At 44.1% G+C, this 13131-nt stretch carries 10 protein-coding genes; 7 read left to right on the top strand and 3 right to left on the bottom strand.

Going from position 1 to position 13131, the window contains the following annotated elements:
• Positions 1-12: 12 nt before the first annotated feature.
• Positions 13-927 carry a patatin-like phospholipase family protein gene (locus KIK04_RS01030; RefSeq protein WP_232276507.1) on the top strand — a complete coding sequence of 305 codons (915 nt, stop codon included), beginning with the start codon at positions 13-15 and terminating at the stop codon, positions 925-927.
• A 139-nt stretch (positions 928-1066) separates the two neighbouring features.
• On the opposite strand, the gene KIK04_RS01025 is transcribed toward KIK04_RS01030, so the two are convergent.
• Positions 1067-2212 (bottom strand): DUF418 domain-containing protein, encoded by a 1146-nt coding sequence (locus KIK04_RS01025; protein ID WP_232276506.1) that lies wholly within the window; start codon positions 2210-2212, stop codon positions 1067-1069.
• A 143-nt stretch (positions 2213-2355) separates the two neighbouring features.
• Here KIK04_RS01025 and KIK04_RS01020 point away from each other — a divergent pair, with 143 nt between their 5' ends.
• The 5 genes from KIK04_RS01020 to KIK04_RS01000 all read left to right on the top strand — a co-directional run bounded on the left by KIK04_RS01020 (position 2356) and on the right by KIK04_RS01000 (position 6046).
• Positions 2356-2718 carry a hypothetical protein gene (locus KIK04_RS01020; protein ID WP_232276505.1) on the top strand — a complete coding sequence of 121 codons (363 nt, stop codon included), beginning with the start codon at positions 2356-2358 and terminating at the stop codon, positions 2716-2718.
• A 192-nt stretch (positions 2719-2910) separates the two neighbouring features.
• Positions 2911-3393 (top strand): PH domain-containing protein, encoded by a 483-nt coding sequence (locus KIK04_RS01015; RefSeq protein WP_332329989.1) that lies wholly within the window; start codon positions 2911-2913, stop codon positions 3391-3393.
• A complete protein-coding gene (locus KIK04_RS01010) occupies positions 3380-4972 on the top strand; it encodes a PH domain-containing protein (protein ID WP_232276504.1) in 1593 nt (530 codons plus the stop codon). Before KIK04_RS01015 ends, KIK04_RS01010 begins: the two co-directional genes overlap by 14 nt.
• Positions 4973-5117: 145 nt before the next feature.
• The gene (locus KIK04_RS01005; RefSeq protein WP_232276503.1) at positions 5118-5681 is read left to right on the top strand and encodes a GNAT family N-acetyltransferase; all 564 of its coding nucleotides are present in this window, start codon (positions 5118-5120) and stop codon (positions 5679-5681) included.
• Positions 5682-5692: 11 nt separating this feature from the next.
• Positions 5693-6046 carry a VOC family protein gene (locus KIK04_RS01000; protein ID WP_232276502.1) on the top strand — a complete coding sequence of 118 codons (354 nt, stop codon included), beginning with the start codon at positions 5693-5695 and terminating at the stop codon, positions 6044-6046.
• A gap of 211 nt (positions 6047-6257) precedes the next feature.
• On the opposite strand, the gene KIK04_RS00995 is transcribed toward KIK04_RS01000, so the two are convergent.
• Together KIK04_RS00995 and KIK04_RS00990 are read right to left on the bottom strand one after the other, a co-directional pair.
• Positions 6258-10766: a S8 family serine peptidase gene (locus KIK04_RS00995; protein ID WP_232276501.1), complete on the bottom strand. Its 4509-nt coding sequence runs from the start codon at positions 10764-10766 to the stop codon at positions 6258-6260.
• Positions 10767-11037: 271 nt separating this feature from the next.
• Positions 11038-12012, bottom strand: a complete 975-nt coding sequence (locus KIK04_RS00990) for an aldo/keto reductase (protein WP_232278536.1) — start codon at positions 12010-12012, stop codon at positions 11038-11040.
• 183 nt (positions 12013-12195) lie between these two features.
• Between KIK04_RS00990 and KIK04_RS00985 the strand changes: the two genes are divergently transcribed.
• The gene (locus KIK04_RS00985; RefSeq protein WP_232276500.1) at positions 12196-12915 is read left to right on the top strand and encodes an SDR family NAD(P)-dependent oxidoreductase; all 720 of its coding nucleotides are present in this window, start codon (positions 12196-12198) and stop codon (positions 12913-12915) included.
• The last annotated feature ends 216 nt before the right edge of the window (positions 12916-13131 follow it).

Raw genomic sequence — 13131 nt, 5'->3', positions numbered from 1 at the left:
GAGGTTGATTGAATGAAGGCTGACGCGGTGTTTGAAGGTGGAGGCGTTCGTGGAATTGCTTTCGTTGGCGCTATCGAAGTGTTTGAGCAGGCAGGCTATGAATGGGATCGAATTGCAGGAACATCGGCTGGCGCAATTGTAGCTGCCTTGCTAGCCAGTGGCTATCGTGCTGATGAGTTGAAGCGAATTATGTTTGAGCTTGATTATGCCGGATTGCTCGGCAGGTCATGGCTAAATCGGATTCCGCTCGCAGGGCCATTATTGTCCGTTCTGTTCAGACTAGGTATATTCAAGAACGATGTACTCGAAAGATGGATTGCCAAATTGTTGCACGCCAAAGGTGTCGATACATTCGCTGACTTGCCAGACAATAAGCTGAAAATTATCGCATCAGATGTCAGCAGCGGGAAAATGATTGTTCTCCCGGACGATTTGAAGCAATACGGACATACACCACAATCATGTACTATCGCGTCCGCTGTGCGGATGAGCACGACAATTCCGTACTTTTATCAACCGTATAAATGGAAGCCGGCAAAGAAGAAAAAGCCTCACTATGTATTGGACGGGGGATTGCTGAGCAATTTCCCGATCTGGATATTCGATGTACCTGGCAAGCCGCGGTGGCCGACTTTCGGCTTGCGGCTGTCAGAACAGAAGAGCCTCGCCAAACCGTACAAAATTGGCGGTCCGATTACGCTTTTTACCGCTATTTTTAGTACGATGTTGCGTGCGCATGACAAGCGTCATGTCGATCAGCATACGGAGAAGCGAACGGTGTTCATTCCGACAGAAGAGGTGTCATCGATCCAATTTGATCTAGCTGAGGAAGATAAAATGTATTTGTATGAGTCAGGCAAAACTTCTGCACAATCATTTTTGACGACTTGGAGCTTTGACAACTATGTGCGCTCGTTTCGAATGTAGGGATGCAGGTGTTCAAGTCGTTCATATGTAAATAAAGAAAGTCCCCATCAAGTGCTACTCGTACACAGCTAGTTGTGTGCGAGACTCGATGGGGATTTTCTTTTTCCAATCATGAGCTTGTTCGTGAGCTCCTTGTGTATTAATTCGAAATTGAACTTTTTGAATGTTTGGACGGAAGCTGTGACAACTGTCTCCAGACCCATTCCACAGGACCTAAAGAGAAATAGCGTAGCCATATGTGCGCAAAACCAATGAGCAAGCACGAAATGAAGGCCCACATCGCGATCGTAAAGGCAGAGCCATACATATTTCCAAGGCCAAATCCCCATCCATAAAAAAGGATCGAAGCAAGAATGTTTTGCAGCATATAACAGCTAAGTGCAGCCTTGCCTACTTCCTCAAAGCGGGCCCACAACCAAACTAAGCGCCCGGTTTCTACCATTTTAGCAATGAGTCCAATATAGCCTAACGCCAAGATCGGAGCAGCAACGTAACGAATAAATAAATCGGCATACGCTCCAGGAACGAACAGTAACAGGTTTAACGGTAGCCCGATTCCTATCCCCCAACGTAACATTTTCCTGCGTATGACTTGGCCGCGTTCATCTGGTGCGAAAGCCCCACTACGTACCAAGCGAATACCTAATAAAAACAAGCATATATTCATTGGTAGTATAATAATCGATTCTGTACGGTAAAACCAAAAGTTATTGAAGCGAAATTGAAGTTGCTCTAACCATGTACCTTCTTTAAACAATAACGCGACTTCATTTACGCCACTCGTGCCGCCACCAGCCGCCGTTGCAAGCACAACGTGTATCAAGAGCAACAGGAGCAGATGGATTCCGCCTGCGATGTACATTCCTCTTTTTACTGCGCGATCTCCACCTTTAACAATGTAGGCTACGATTATTGCTGTTACCGCATAGCTCATCAAAATATCATATTCCATGACGAGAAAGTAATGAATGGCACCATCAAGCAGTAGTAAAAAAGAGGTCCATAAATAGATGCCAGGCCATACTTGGCCTAAGCGTTCTGCTTTTCTACGTTTAAACTCCAACCCGATCCCAAACATAATGGTAAGCATGCCTAAAAATTTGCCATTCACAATGAACATCGTAAATGTACGCAGCGCATCGTCCACTGAAGTCCACCAAGCCTCCTGATTAAAAGTTAAGATGCTTCCGAAATCCCCCAAGCTGGCAAATAGCCAAATGTTCGTGCCTAGTGTTCCGAGAATGGCAAAACCACGTAGCACATCAAGTAGTCGAACTCTCTCCATCTTTAGCCCTCCTTTTTCCAATAGGTAAATTGTAGGACCTAACGTAACGTGATGTGCAAGCTTTTTTTGAAACAGGGGATCGGGTTTAGTTCAATCGTTTTAGGAAAAAATAAGTTGTATGAATCACATAAAGGAGCGTTTAAATGGTAAATCATAAACCCGTTATCCAAATGCAAGCTTTTATTAAACAGGTTGGAGAGGATATACAAGTTCACGAAGTTAGGTACCATCAATTGCATATTCATGAGATCGTAGTCATAAATGCCGAAGGTATAAAGGTGTCTGAAATTAGTAAAGAGATGGACGTTGTAATCCGTTATGGAGATTCTGACGGAATCGCAGCACCTATTGAAGGTCTTGAAGCTGGAAAATCACTGGAGCTAAAGGGTGTCTATTTAGAGCAAAATGGTGATGCATATCCATCTTTAGCAGCGGCTGGGCCGGTGTTGCATTACACTCATCAACCTATCGGATACATCGTATACAACGGGCAACGTTATGAATAAGTAGCTAAACAATCGCAGTGAACCGCTCTTGGAGCGGTTTTTTTGCGCGTCTATATATAATGAGAAGCTTATGGAAAGGGGAGTCCATGTATGCGATGTCCTTATTATTGTAGAAAAAGTGACAAATCTTATCTTTTACGATACGATAATATATTGTAAATATTTGATTGCTAAATATAGGGGGGACTTACCATGATTGACACAAAGCTTACACAGCGATTACACCCAGATTGGGTAAAATCTTCTCGATTGGCCTCGTTCATTTTTAATGGAGTTTGCCTACTCCTGTCTATTGCTTATGTAACCGTTGCTTACTTTAGGGAATGGTCGATGCTGCCTGGCTGGATTGCGCTAGGTCTATTTGCTGTTTCGTTTGCTTTATTTGGATGGGTAGTACCAAAAGTGGAGTTTCGCATTTTTGCCTTTGACGTGTATGAAGAGGAAATTGAGATTCAATCCGGTTTTATTTTTATTAGCAATGTACTTATTCCGATGGTGCGTGTACAGCATGTAGAGTTGGAAAGCGGCCCTATATCACGTATGTACGATTTGGCCGAGATTAAAATTGTGACGGCAGCGACAACGCATACGATAAAAGGTGTGAAGCGTGAGCAGGCTGAAGCATTAAAGCGTCGTATAGGGGATTTGGCGAAAGTGGTGGATGAGCATGAATAAGGAGCAGCGCCTTCATCCGCTCTATATTTTGTTCATTCTATTCGATTTTGTTAAAGCGCTGTGGCCAATTGCGGTTATTGTCGTGCTGCAGCGTCCAGATGTTGCGAGCATCCCTTGGTGGTGGTATGCGTGCATCGCAGGCGGTACAGTTGTGCTGCTCGGATATGGATGGATCAGATGGAAACGCTTCGAATATGTACTGGAAGCAGACAAGTTCGTTATTCGTAAAGGTGTACTGTTCCGTGAGGAGAAGGCTATTTACTATAAACGAATTCATTCGGTGAATACGGAACAGCCATTCTTTCAACGGCTGCTAGGTGTTATGCAGTTGAAAATTGAAACACCTGGCGGTAAAACAGAAGGTGATGGCGTACTGCCTGCTGTTACGATTGCCGAGGCGACGCGTTTGCAGCAATTGCTGCGTGAGCGATCGGAGGGAATGGCCGCTGCTGGCGGCTCTGCCGTCGCTGAGCACACGGAGGTTGAGGCGCACCCAGCGGGAGAGTTGGCGTCAGATGCTAGCTCTAATCGCGTTACAACAGCGTCTCATGCGGATTCCGGAAATGCGTCTCATGCACAAGCAGGAAATGATGCTCATGCGCAATCAAGACATGCTGGTCATACGCAAGCTCATGACCAGCGTCAAGCGCCTCTCGTGCAGCTAACGCTACGTAATTTACTTTTAGCCGCTGTGTCTACTGTCAATATCGGGCTCGTCATTACGTTTGCCTTAGGCGTGATTTCATTTGCGGATGATATTTTACCCGCGCATATTTATAAAGGGATCATTGATCAGCTGAACACGTTTTTACCGGGCTGGTGGAGCAAAGTGGCGATAGGCTTACTCGTCGCGTGGCTACTGTCAGCAGTGCTATTTGTGATTAAACATGGAGGCTTTACGGTTCGTTACGAGGGGCAGCAAATAAGTATAGCGTATGGCTTGCTGGACAAAAAGAAGCATTTGTTTGCGCCAGAGCGAGTACACGCCGTTGTTGTAAAGGAAGGCGTCGTACGAAAATGGCTCGGATATGCCTCTGTGGAGCTGCAAGTTGAGACTTCGACAAAGCAGGAGCGACTTATGCTCCATCCGCTAGTCAAACTTCATGAAGTAGCGGAACTTATGAAGCTTACGGTACCACAGTTTACGATGGATACGGTTCAGAACCGTCCGCCTACACGGGCATGGGCGTTCTACATCAGATACGATTTGTTGTTTGCGATTGCGGTGTGCTGCGGGTTGATTTGGTATTTCGGCTCGAACGCATTGTGGTCACTGGTGCTGGTGCCGCTCCATATACTGTACGCCCACATTTGCTATCGAGATGCGGGCACAGCGTTGACAGACCGACAACTGACGTTGCGTAACCGTCACTTAGCGAGAAACACGCACTATATTCGTCGCAAGCATGTGGTAGCATTGAACATAAAGGGTACGCCATTGCAGCGAAAATTACGTTTGTTCACGATTAACGTTCATTTATTGGGTGGCTCTTCAGGCACTAGCTGGACAGTGCCATATATGGAACAGCACGATGTAGAAGCGATTTGGAAATGGTATAGTCGTAGAAGCAGTAAATAAAGAACGGCGACACCAATGAATTCAAAGGGGAATTGAGGATCTGATCTGCCTATGAGGTAGAATCAGATCTTTTTTTATGTGGAATAGAGGAAAAGATTTCTATTTATTTGGTTTGTATTATAATAGTTCCTATGAGGAGGTGTCTATGGACACAGTAGACAAATGTAAGACATCAGGTGCACGGGGTGCATCTGATGCATCGGACGAGCAGGAGTTACTTATAAAGGCCGTTCAAAGCGAAGAAAAGCCCATTTTACAGCATTTGATGCAATTTTATTTTTATGATTTTTCTGAATATGTGTACTGTGACGTTGAAACAGACGGATGGTTTGGTGCTTATCCAGCATTAGATAGTTACTGGGAGGATAGCGGTAAGTATCCATTTTTCATCATGCAAAATGGGAAATATGCTGGGTTTGTATTCGTCAGGTGGGTGGAGAAATTAGTGCCGGAGAGCACAGAGCAACTTCAGCAGGGGCATTATTCGATTGCCGAATTTTTTGTGATGAAAAAGTATCGACGATCTGGCATCGGCCGTGTTGCTGCGGAATGGGTCTTTAATCAGTTTAAAGGGAATTGGGAAGTGTTCCAAATGGGGAACAACAAGCCTGCACATCAATTTTGGGTAGCTATTATTAACGATTATACGAATGGCAACTTCAGCGAGCGCACAGAGAATGGAAGAACGATTCAAACTTTTATAAGTTAGGGGATTTCATAATGGGACGTGTCGTATCGTTTGAATTAAACAGCCAAGATCCAGAGCGTGCGAATTCATTTTATTCTTCGGTGTTTGGGTGGACTATCCATCAACCGAATTGGGACTACTGGCCGGTTACAGCGAAGCAGGAAGGCGAAGCGGGCATCGACGGAGGCATTGCATTAGGGCCACCTGATTATCCGCACGGCGTCCGGATGATTGTACAGGTTGAATCTGTTGATGACGCACTTAAAAAAGCTGCCGAGCAAGGGGCACGTACGATTCGTGAAAAGATGGAGTTTGATGAGTTCTATCTTGCCTATATGGTTGACCCTGTTGGTTTGTGCTTCGGGCTGATTCAATACAAGAGCTAGTTGGACTTAGGAGCGTACAGCGCTAGGGGCAAGTGGATAGAAAGACATGACGAGTGATAGAAGGACATAGCGAGTGTTAGAAAGACATGACGAGCGATAAAAAGACATAGATAGTGTTAGAAAGACACGGCGTGTGCAATTAAAAAAGAGAGCGGGCAGATGGTATTCTGCACGCTCTCTTCTTGTGTAGCCGAGTTGTTATGCGTTAGAACTATTGCAACGATTGTAGCACACGGTACAAAATGATTGCTGCCTCAGCACGGTTTAATGTGCCATTAGGATTGAATTCATTTTTGTGCGTACCTTTGATGAAACCGTTGCTTACCGCATAGGCGATAGCAGCTTGGGACTGAGCTGAAATCTTGCTCTTGTCTTTGAAGCTGAGATTGCGATCGACTTTGTTCAGATCGGCTTTAAGTGCTTCTGCCAGCTTCGCGACGACTAGCTCACGCGTAATTGGTTGTGAAGCATTTGCTTCTTTGCTCCGCTGCTCCCAAGTGATTCCTGTTCCGAGCAAGCGGTCAAGCAGTGCTGTAAATTCAGCGTGTGTCACTTTGTCTTTAGGAGCGAACGTTGTTTCGCTGTTCTTTCCTTTGATTAAGTGATGAGTTGCAATAACTTCGATTTCGGCTTTAGCCCAGTGTGAAGTGACATCTGCGAATTGCTTCGTATATTCGGCAGCTGAGTAAGTGCCAAGCTGTGTCACTGTAAAGCGAACGAAATCTTTTTTCGCTCTTGAGCCTGGTACAGCGTATGTCCAATCGCCTTTAGCGGATTGTGTATATACGCCAACCTTGCGCGCATCTTTTACGTTTTCAAGCTTAATTGTTGCTTGCAGCGGTGTTTTGAGCTTAGCTTGCGTTCCGCGGATCGTTAACGCTTGCGATGTAAATTGCAAGTCAGCTTTGTTATCCGTGGATTTTTTGTGTAAGCCAAGCACAAGGGAGAACCCATCTGCGCTAATAAATTCAGAAATGGCAGCGCTAGGGATGTTGAGTTCAAATTCTCCTGCTTTAATGAGCAAGTCTTTTGTAGACTTTTCTACTTGCTTCGCTAATGCAATGAGCATACGAACATCAAGCTCTCCGTATTTGTCAAACTTCACTTCAGAAAAGTCGACTACGATATGCTTCGCGTTTTTGTCTTGCAATTGCGTGTGAATAGCCGCGCTATCCAGATCAACTTTCGCGTTCGTCTTTCCGTTTGACAGTTTTGATTCTGTTAACAGCCCATTGCGTAATTTCTGTATGATTGGTGAAGCGATTGTAGTAGCAGGTCCCGAAGAGGACCAAGATGATGAGCTACTGTCTGAATCTGAAGGCCGACTTGGAGCGCTTTTTACTGCAACCGTGATCGGTAGTGAAATGTTCGTACCGATTTCGGCTTTATCATTGAACAATTTAGCCTCGGTAACATCAAATTTGTATGCTCCTGCTGTGTTGCTCGTAAACTTAACATGGGCAATTGAGCCTTTACCTGTGTAACCTTGTTTCTTTAATTCCACAGAATATTGTAGCTGCTTCTTACCGTTGCCTAAATTAATCGTTTGATGCTTTTCAACTAATGAAACGCCTTGGTTGTATACAGCAAATTGAACGCTAGGCTTAATTTCATTAATGGTTAAGCTTGCATCAAATTCTAATTTGAACGAAGCTTTATAAACCGCATCTGTAGCTGAGAAATTCACGTCAACCCCGAACGGTGTACCGATGATTGTTTCGCTAGTTGAAGCAACTGCATCGACTTTTATGTTGTTAGGGTTGTAATTGAAATGAATAACTTGTGGTGCGAATTTCGAATAATCAAGTCCGTTTTCCGCAGCGTCATAAGATACTACATGGAACGTATTTGCACCAGATTTTAAAGGTACTCGTATTTTAAAGTTCCGGTTTGAGTCGATCGTGCCATTGATTTGTGTAGGAGTTCCATTAACATCTGCTATAGCAGCAATGCCCATGACTTCTCCTGGTTGACGCCCTTTAAATAAATCTAGCAATAATTCAGATGTGATTTTACCGGTAATAAAGCCTGCTTGTTGTGAGTCAAAACGAACTTCAGGTTTATCCAGTACGAACTGTGGTGCTTGACGATCAATAATGAATGGTACAGCTGAGTTGTTCAGTTTCGATCCACCAACAACTGGAACGAAGCTATATTGACCATCTACCAAGCTTTTTCCGTTCGGTAATGTGCCATTCCAATTCTGAAATAAGAATGCGTCAGGCTTGATCGGTGTGTTTTTTTCAATCATCGTTCCAACCACACCGTAGACGGCATGCTCCACGCTAACTGCCACTTTTTCAACAGGTTTATTTACTAAAATAGAAACGTTAGCTGTATCCTTCCTTTTATCACCATTTGGCGTGAATAAAGTAGGATCTATGCCTACAGAAACTGGCGGACGAGCATATTCTTTACCTACATACGCACTAACAGGTAGTCGCAGCTTGGTTACGCCAGTCGTTTCTGTCAAAGTAACGCTGCCCTCATAGATGCCTGTCGGAGCATTGTTAGGTACTTGAAGCCTAACTTTAAACGAAACTTGTTCGCCAGCTCTTACAGAAACTTGTTGTGTATCCGCTGTAATCTGGATACCAGCTGGGTTAGGAAATTGAGTCGAGATCTGATAAATTTGAGCTTTCTTGTTAATATCTTTAACGATAATTTCTTGTTCCAGCGTTTCGCCAGCAGCCAGTTGACCGAAGGACACACTGCCTGTAAAGTACTCGTCTTCAGCTCGCTCATACGTCGCGCCAGTAACCGATTTGGTTACGGCATTCGTAGTAGCTTTAGCCATGGCGATATCGCCAGCTAGCAAGATCTTCTCAATATCGACTCTTCCAGCACCTTGCTCTGTAACGGAATACTGCTTTTTAGTACGGTCGGAGATTTGTTTGGCGTTGTTCATCATCAACGCTTTTACTTCATCATTGGTGTAAGTATGTCCGTAAGTTCTCTTACCATGTTCCAGCAACAAAGCGGCTACCCCTGCAATATGTGGAGCTGCCATACTCGTACCTTGAGAATCTTTGTAGCCTTTTGACCAGTCAGGCTTAGTAACTGAGCCTGTTGCCCAAGCAGGAGCAGCAGAACGAATAGCTACACCTGGAGCTACAATATCTGGCTTAATTGTATAATCTGGAAGTGCTGGACCGCGAGAACTGAAATCCGCCATCAAGTCTTCCTCAAGCACATTACCAAATTTTAATTTTACTTGTCCTGATTGCAAAGCTTTTAATATTTGTGCACCTGATGCTTGCGTAATAGAGTAAGTAGGTACATAAGTAATATTTTCAGGACCTAAACTCATCTTAATTTCGCCTGCTTGGCTGTTGTACATAAGAAGTGCGGCGGCGCCTGCATCAGTAGCAAACTTGGCTTTTTCTTGGAAACTATTTGTGCCGCGTGAAACGAGAACAAGTTTACCTTTTACATCTTTACCTTTGTAGTCAGCTTCTGTGCCGAAGTTGGCATGAATAACTTCCAATTCTTTACCAAGCGCTAATTCTTGTGGATGGCTAGATTGCATGGCAAACAAATTACTTAAGTTATTCCCTAGAAAAATTGGCGTCTGCAGCGGTGGAGTTGATGCACCTACAGAAATCGCTTGATGCGCGCCACCTGGTGCACCTACAGTATAGCCATTCGGGCCAGCGTTACCGTTCGCAACAACCACTTTAACACCAGCCATTGCGGCATTGTTGACCGCGATCGAATTCGCTGTATATTGAAAGTTAGAATCAGAACCTAATGATAGGTTAATAACGTCTAAATTCAATTTAGTAGCGTGATCGATGGCTGCAACGATATCACTCGTCTTACCGCTTCCATGAGGGCCAAGGACGCGATAGGCGTACAAGTCTGCCTTAGGAGCGATACCACGAAGGGCTCCCTTTGGGTCATTTGGAATACTTGGATTACCTTGACCAACAATCGTGCCTGCCACGTGTGTACCGTGATCAGTTTCGTAAGGTCTGCCTTGAGCATTCGGTCCTTTACCTGCGACTGGCTCTGTCTCCATAGGATCGGCATCTTTGTCTACAAAGTCATAGCTGCCATCGGCTTTATATGCACCTTTTAAGCTAGGATGATTGTAGTCAACACCAGTATCAAGGACACCTACTTTGATACCTTTTCCTTCAATGTCTTTGCTCCACAATTTATTCGTACCAATATGTCCAGCACTTTGATCCATGTAAGGTTTTACAGTTGAAGTATCAACGGGCAGAGCTTTATATTCCAAGTCAGGATACACAGCCTTCACTCCAGGAAGTGAAAGAAGCTTATCAAGCTTATTTTCTGCGATTCTTACAGCAAATCCGTTAAACGCTTGTGAATATTCGTGCTCGATTTGAGCACCAAGATCTTTTAAGAGTGCGTCCTTAAAAGTGTCTTGCTCTTTAGCCAACTCCTCTTCAAAATTAACAGGAGCAGTCATGAAGCTATCCTTTGCTTTCGCTTCAGACACTTTAACGGGTTCTTGCTTCAACTCGACGATTACCGTGATAACTTTGTTCGTGTCCGTTAAAGGAACATAGTTTTTAGGTTCTATTAATTCGGATAATAAAGCTTGTTGGTCTAGCGGTTTTAAAAATTCAGGCTTAATTTGGGGTAGGTCCGTATTTGTTGACGGTTGTGCACCAGATACAGCAGGAAATAATAAAGATGCCGTCAATGAAATACTTAGTAAAGTTGCTAATGTTTTTTTAGAAGATGTCATTCCCAAGCAGTTGCCTCCTCAAAATGCTTAATGAAATTGATGGTCAACTTATGTAGGATCGATGGTGTAAGAGGGTGTCTCCTTTCCATTAAATATATAATAGATCATATACCAATGTATTCCTTTTGGTATATAGAGATATTCTAACTATAAGAGCTAGGTCTGTTATGAGTATAAATACCTATTTTTCTGATCGGAAAAAATAAAAACCTTGCCAAAGTAAGCAAGGTTTTGACGAATTATATATAATTTTGTCGAAACGTTATGATGTCTATGGAAGAGGGTTTCCACGAGAATATATATAGAGAGAATACCATTCTTCTCTCGTTAACGAAATTCGACCCGCGTCTTTACATGCACGGATGCGGTCAGGGTTCGCTGTTCCAATCACAGGCTGAATGCCTGCTGGATGGTACATGAGCCAAGACAACACGATCGCTTCCGGTGTTGTGTCTTTTTGCTCGGCCAACTGTTGTACCAGTTTGGCTGTAGCTTTAACGTTGTCCGGTTGGTCATCCAGCGTCCGACCGGAGTAAATGCCTTGCGCAAGCGGTCCCCACGCTTGCAGTTGAATGTTCTCCAAGCGGCAATATTCCAGCGTACCTTCAGGAAACGTGTCGTGTGCGGCAGCGTCGGTATTCACTTGCACGCCAGTGTCCAGCCAGCCGCTCTTAGCCAGGCTCATTTCGAGCTGGTTAATGACGAAAGGCTCATTGCTGTACGCTTGCAGCAGCCTTATTTGACCGGCGCTCATATTAGAGACGCCGAACCAGCGCACCTTGCCAGAGGCCTTCAACTGGTCGATTGCTCGTGCTACTTCTTCGGGGTCCATCAACGGATCAGGACGATGGAGAAGTAAGAAATCGATATAATCAAGCCCTAATCGTTGTAGAATCCCGTCCACACTGCGTAAGATGTGCGCCTCAGAAAGATCGTAACGGCCCGGTATACCTGGTGCTTCACTAGGGCGAATGCCGCACTTGGATTGAATGAACATCTGTTCTCTCCATTCAGGTCTTTCTTTAAGTAGACGGCCAAACACTTCCTCGGCCTTGCCTTTCGTGTAAATATCAGCATGATCGAACATATTGATGCCGATCGACAAAGCTGCTTCTACTGCATGGTGAGCTTGTACAACATGCTCCGCTGTTACAGGATCATGGTTCCAAGAGCCGCCAAGCCCCATACAGCCGAGTACGAGCTGGCTGACAGGAATGTTGCGGCGATTTAATGGGGTTGCTTTCATTGGCTTCACTCTCTCTTCTCCCTTAGTTTCTGCTAAACTAGCTAACGCTATCAAGCTACTTCAAGTTTACTATACATCTCTTATCTACGTCGAACACTATTTTACAAACATAATTGTTTACAAAGTTTAAAAACTAGATTACTATCTTGGTTATGGAATGAAATAAATCCCAAGGAGGTAGACATGAAAAATTTTATTATTTTTGGTGCAAGCAAAGGGTTAGGTGAAGCGTTTGTCAAAGGATTACCAGAACAGGGTGATCACGTATGGATCGTTTCCAGAAGTCGCCCGGACAGTTTGAACCTCAACAATGGTGTTCATAAACATTGGATCGAAGTTGACTTATCGTCATCTGAGGCAAGCAAGCAGATTGCGAATACATTGAATGGCATTACCTTGGATGTACTCATTTATAATGTGGGGATATGGGAGAGCAGAGGATTTACAGATGACTACAATTTTGAGGAAGATGCACCAGAAGAAATTGCAAATATCGTTCATGTAAATGTAACATCGGCCATTACTTGCATCCAAAAACTGTTGCCGAATCTTAAACAATCAGCTAACGGAAAGATCATCTTAATCGGCTCTACAGCAGGTCTTGACAACAGTAATTATACCCAAATCTCATTTGCCGCTTCAAAATTCGCCTTGCGTGGGATTTGCAATTCGTTACGGGAACATGTGAAGCAGGATGGAATAGGGGTAACGTGTATTAACCCTGGTGAAATTGCTACCCAAATTCCTTATGAAGAAGGAGTGGACAAAGTGTTAGCGGCTCATGGCGGTACACAAATCCCCCTTCAGGATATCGTTTCACTAGTAAAATGCGTCATAAACCTCTCAAAGGCGTCTTGTGTGAAAGAAATACATATGCCTACGATGCTGGATACGAATGCATAATGGACAGTGAGTGCAGAAAATATTTGTACATCTAGAATGGTATTCAAGCTGAACAATTAGCATAGAAACAGCGTGATCTAAGAACTTCGATCATGTTGTTTCTATTTTTGTATGTTTGGATATGTAGGTAGGAAAAAGCGGAGGAGATGAATGATGCCTATCCTGCCTCGATCCATTTTGAACAGACATCAAGGATATGTGACGAACCGTTCCGAT

The sequence above is a fragment of the Paenibacillus sp. 481 genome (assembly GCF_021223605.1).
GTDB lineage: Bacteria > Bacillota > Bacilli > Paenibacillales > Paenibacillaceae > Paenibacillus_B.
This window is presented reverse-complemented; position numbering and strand designations above follow the sequence as displayed.